Source organism: Kitasatospora sp. NPDC088264, from assembly GCF_040685715.1.
Lineage (GTDB): Bacteria > Actinomycetota > Actinomycetes > Streptomycetales > Streptomycetaceae > Kitasatospora.
Map to the genome: position 1 here is coordinate 1 of NZ_JBFBIR010000125.1, position 4,739 is coordinate 4,739.

At 66.9% G+C, this 4,739-nt stretch carries 2 protein-coding genes and 2 pseudogenes; 3 read left to right on the forward strand and 1 reads right to left on the reverse strand.

Annotation, left to right across the window (positions count from 1 at the left end):
- Window positions 1-232 precede the first annotated feature (232 nt).
- Window positions 233-1,253: pseudogene (locus AB0O82_RS38445) on the reverse strand (IS701 family transposase); the annotation flags it as partial.
- Window positions 1,254-1,323: 70 nt separating this feature from the next.
- Here AB0O82_RS38445 and AB0O82_RS38450 point away from each other — a divergent pair.
- From AB0O82_RS38450 to AB0O82_RS38460, 3 genes and pseudogenes are all read left to right on the forward strand, one after another.
- Window positions 1,324-2,583 (forward strand): annotated as a pseudogene (locus AB0O82_RS38450) (IS3 family transposase).
- Window positions 2,584-2,698: 115 nt separating this feature from the next.
- Window positions 2,699-3,352, forward strand: coding sequence for a hypothetical protein (locus AB0O82_RS38455; protein WP_363589679.1), 654 nt, complete (start codon window positions 2,699-2,701; stop codon window positions 3,350-3,352).
- A 50-nt stretch (window positions 3,353-3,402) separates the two neighbouring features.
- A complete protein-coding gene (locus AB0O82_RS38460) occupies window positions 3,403-3,957 on the forward strand; it encodes an HAD domain-containing protein (RefSeq protein WP_363589681.1) in 555 nt (184 codons plus the stop codon).
- Window positions 3,958-4,739: the final 782 nt, after the last annotated feature.

Consider the following 4,739-nt stretch of genomic DNA (forward strand, 5'->3'; position numbering starts at 1 on the left):
GTACCCCTCGAGGGGCCCGGGAGCCGGTGGACAAGGTACGCGCGCGGTCATGGCAGCACCCCCGAAAGACTCTCCTCACCGATACTGCCGACCTGACCCCATGTCAACAAACCACCGCTAGTAGGGCTTGGTCAGGTCTGTTTTCGTGTGGGTATGTCGCGGTGGCAGGTGGGGCAGGCGCCGGCCCAGGTCGCCAGAAGGATCTGGAGCTCGCGGACGACTTGGTAGAGACTCAGGCCGGCCCCGCGTCTTTGGGGGCGGTGGCCAGTCTGCGCAGGGTGCAGAACGCGTGGGCGAGGGAGACCAGCGTGACGTGGTGGTGCCAGCCGGTGAACGTGCGGCCCTCGAAGTGGGCCAGGCCGAGGGCCTGTTTCATCTCCCGGTAGTCGTGCTCAACTCGCCAGCGGAGCTTGGCCATTCGCACCAGAGTGGTCAGCGGGGTGTCGGCGGGCAGGTTCGAGAGCCAGAACTGGACCGGCTCGGCTTCCCTGGCGGGCCATTCGGCCAGCAGCCAGCACTCGGCCAGTTCCACGCCCTCGGTGGCGTCGCGGATCTCGCCGTCCGGCAGGGCGGATCCGCAGCGCCACGAAGCGCGAGTACATCCGTTTGAAGCCGCTCTTCGCCCTGCCGGGGCGCGACCCCTCCCGCCACGACACCGGCCTGGCCGCTTTCGAACCGGCGGCGATGGCCAGGTCCTTCACGCTGCGGGCCTTGTCCGGGTACTTCGCCACCGGCGGCCGACCGGTGCCGCTGTAGGCGGGCGTGAACGGCCGGGCTTCGGCGGGGTGCGCAGTCGGCGTGGTGGAGATCCCCACCACGTAGTGCAGGCCGAGGCGGAAGGCTGCGGCGTCGCCGTATCCGGCGTCGGCGATGACGAGTGGGACGTGGACACCCCAACAGCGGGTCTCGTCGATCATGTCCAGGGCCAGCTGCCACTTCTCCACGTGGCCCAGGCCGGCGGGGATGCCGCACCGGTCACGGCGGGCGACCTTGTCCGGGTCCGCCTTCGTCGATTCGGGGTCCCAGACGGCGGGGAGGAACAACCGCCAGTTGACCGGTGCCGAGGCGTGGTCACGGGCCAGGTGGAGCGAGACGCCCACCTGGCAGTTGGTGACCTTGCCCGCGGTTCCGGTGTACTGCCGCGACACACACGCCGACGCGTCGCCGTCCTTGAGGAACCCCGTGTCGTCGATGATCAGCGCGGTCGGATCGATGGCGTCCTGCATCCGCCAGGACAAGCGGGCCCGGACATGGGGTATTCCCCCCGATTGGTAGACATCACGGACACTGGATCTCATGGATTCAGAGGAAGAGATGGCACCTATGGTGCACAAGTACTACTCAGCGGAGTTCCGTGCTGACGCTGTGGCACTGCACTGCACTGCACTGCTCCGATCCGTCGCTGACGTATGCGCAGGTCGCGCGGGATCTGGGCATGCATGCGGAGTCGCTGCGGCAGTGGGTGCGGGCCGCGGGGGCCGCGCCGGGGCCCGACGGTGTCCTGCCGGCTGCGGCCGGGTCCGGGGCTCCTGGGGTGGAGACGCCCGAGGAACGGATCGTCCGTCTGGAGGCGGAGAACGCGGCTTTGCGGGTGGAGAACACGGGGCTGCGCAAGGACCGCGAGACGCTGTCGGTCGAGCGGGACATCCTGCGGAAGGCCACGAAGTATTTCGCCTCGGAGACAAGCTGGTGATGAGCCGCTTCCAGTTCGTTGAGGACCACCGGGAGGCCTTCGAGGTCAAGCGGCTCTGCCAGGTGCTGGACAGCCAGCGCTCCAGTTACTACAAGTGGCGCGCCAGTGCCGCGACCCGCGCAGAACGGCAGGAGGCCGACGCTGTCCTGGCGGCGCGGATCCAGCGCGTCCACACCGAGTCCGACGGGACCTACGGCGCCCCGCGCGTCACCGCCGAGCTGCGGGATGGGGGCCTGGCGGTGAACGAGAAGCGGGTCGCGCGGGTGATGCGCAAGTTCGGGATCGTGGGCACCCGTCTGCGCCGGAAGGTCCGCACCACCGTGCCCGAGCCGTCGGCGACCCCGGTGCCGGACCTGTTCGGGCGCGACTTCAGCGCGCCGGCGCCGAACCTGAAGTACATGGGCGACATCACATATCTCCCGGTCGGGGACGGGGAGTTCCTGTATCTGGCAACGGTGCTGGACTGCTTCAGCAGGCGCGTCGCGGGCTGGTCGATCGCCGACCACATGCGCACGTCCCTGGTCGCCGACGCTCTGACGATGGCCGCCGCCACTCGCGGCACCCTACGCGGAGCGGTGTTCCACTCCAATCACGGAGCGCAGTACGGAAGTCGGCAATTCTCTTTCCTGTGTGCCGAGTTGGGAGTGAAGCAGTCCATGGGTGCTGTCGGAACGAGTGCCGACAACGCCGCCTGCGAGAGCTTCCACGCCTCACTGAAACGCGAGCTCCTCAAGGACGCACGCCGCTGGCCCGGAGCCCAGGCCTGCCGAGCGGCGGTTTTCCGCTGGCTGAACAGATACAACACCTGGCGCAGGCACTCGGCCAACGGCCAGGTCAGCCCCGTCACCTACGAGCAGCAGCAGTCAGCTACCCTGGCGCTCGCCGCATAACCACACAAACCCGTGTCTACCAACCAGGGTGAAGCCCCCAAGTCGCCGTCCAGTGGCAGAAGGCATCCGCCGGCGACTGGGCCGCCGACGTCAGCCGCCGTGTCTCGGAGAACCGATGAAGCTACCCGTCACCATCCACCAAGCACGGCTCGGATCCGTGGAGTTCAAAGTCATCCGACCAGCCCAGCCATTGATCCACGCCGTGCTCACCGACCACGATCGACGCCTGGACGCCTACCTCGATCAAGACGCCGCGCGGCGAATCGGCGGTCTATGGACGCTCGCTGCCTCTTCACCGCGCTCACTGGTCCACCTGCCGATGCGAGGCAACCAAGCCCCCTCCCGCGAACTGCCGGAAGACGGCATGCGTCAGCTTGATCTCGTACTGCTGCATCACTCGCTCCAGTTCGCGCCTTCACGATGGAAGGAGGTGCGCGGGCGACTCGGCCCGGGTCGTCCGCAGACCGTGACGCTGCCCGATCCGGGACATCCAGGCGACGCCGTGATTGACCACGAGGCACGGCATTACCGGGAGAACCGGGACCTGTTCCACCAGCATCTCCACGCCGAGACCCTGTTCATGACCGGCAGCGCGAAGGTGTTCAGGGAAACCGCCCGGCACTTCCTCAACGTCGCCCGAAACGGTCCCAGCCACGTCCCCGTCCATCCCAGCTACCCGTACTTCTGCACAGAGCTCCACTCCAACGACGGCATTCTCGGCGACGCGCGCGAGATCCATATCGAGTACTGCGACCAGTGGGACTCATGAAAGGCCGCGGCCCCTCCTCCTGCTCTCGAAGGAGCCGCTATCGTGCAGCCGTGACCGGTTTTGCCGCACAGCCTCCACTGCTCTTCCTCGATGTCGACGGTCCGCTCATTCCGTTCGGGGCAGCGCCTCAGGAGTATCCGGACGGGTATCCGACGTATCAGACAGGCCCCGAACTACAGGGGCCCGACTCGAATCCCCTTCTGGCCAGGATCAACCCCGAGCACGGACCCCGATTGAAGGCGCTACCGTGTGATCTCGTCTGGGCCACGACATGGATGGACGACGCGAACGGGTGCGTCGCGCCGCGGCTGAGCCTGCCGCAGTTGGCGGTGGTGACCTGGCCGGAGCCATCCGACTCCGACGAACAGGACGAGCGGAACGGGCTGCACTGGAAGACCCGCACGCTCGTCGACTGGGCAGCAGGGCGAGCGTTCGCCTGGGTCGATGACGAGATCACCGAGACCGATCGGGCCTGGGTCTGCGCACACCACCAAGGACATGCTCTCCTCCATCGCGTCGACCCCCGCCGCGGCCTGACCAACCTGGACTACGACACTCTCAGTGAGTGGTTGCACAAGATTGCCGGGGACATCCCCGCCGCATAGCGCTGCTTGAAACCGCCCGAGAACAAGGCGGCCCGCGACACGAACACGGGCCGCCCCGCCGCGCATCAGTAGCGTCCGTCCAGAGCCTCGACAAGGTTGCGGAGTTCACGCGCCCGCCGTCGGGACATCGTCAACATCACCGCTTCGAGGTGCTCACGAGCCTGCCAAGGGTCTCCGCAACAGGCCCATTCCGTGCAGCCGCCACTCTCGTACTCCCATAGGCGACGGTTCGGCTGGTGGACGAAGCTTCTCCAGCGCACCATGGCCGACCCGATTGAGCCCGGCCACAAGTACTTCTTCTGACGTTCTATCCGGCGAACCTCAGCGATAGCTGCCGAGGAGAGACCATGGATGATCGTGGGGTCGTCTTGCATCCTGGGTCCGCGCGGAAGCTCGGTACGAACGCGGCCAGGCCGTCTACGCGGCATCGGCCTTTCTGATAATCGTCATGCCGGTCATCATCCCACCTGTTGGCGCTTCGCGACCAGACCAGGCCGGCCCCACCGCCCTGACGAGCAGCCGTCGGCACCTCTGCGGCTCGCGCCCGCAGTTACCGCTCATGCTCGGGAACGGCAGGTGGCCTGACCTCGATAATCGTGGCCTTGCCCACTGCCGGCCTGCCCTCATGCATGGTGATCACATCGCCGAGCTCAAGATGGTGCCACCGCTCGGGGCAGAGAGGGGCTAAGAAGTGATCTCATTTGGCCTTGTAGGCTGCTCGCGTGACGATCGTGGAGCGCTTGGTGCCGGATGAGCTGTGGGAGCTGTTCCAGTTGGTGGTG

Excerpts from the sequence above, each read along its gene's own strand:
- AB0O82_RS38455 (WP_363589679.1), top strand. The coding sequence starts at position 2,699 with ATGAAGCTACCCGTCACCATCCACCAAGCACGGCTCGGATCCGTGGAG.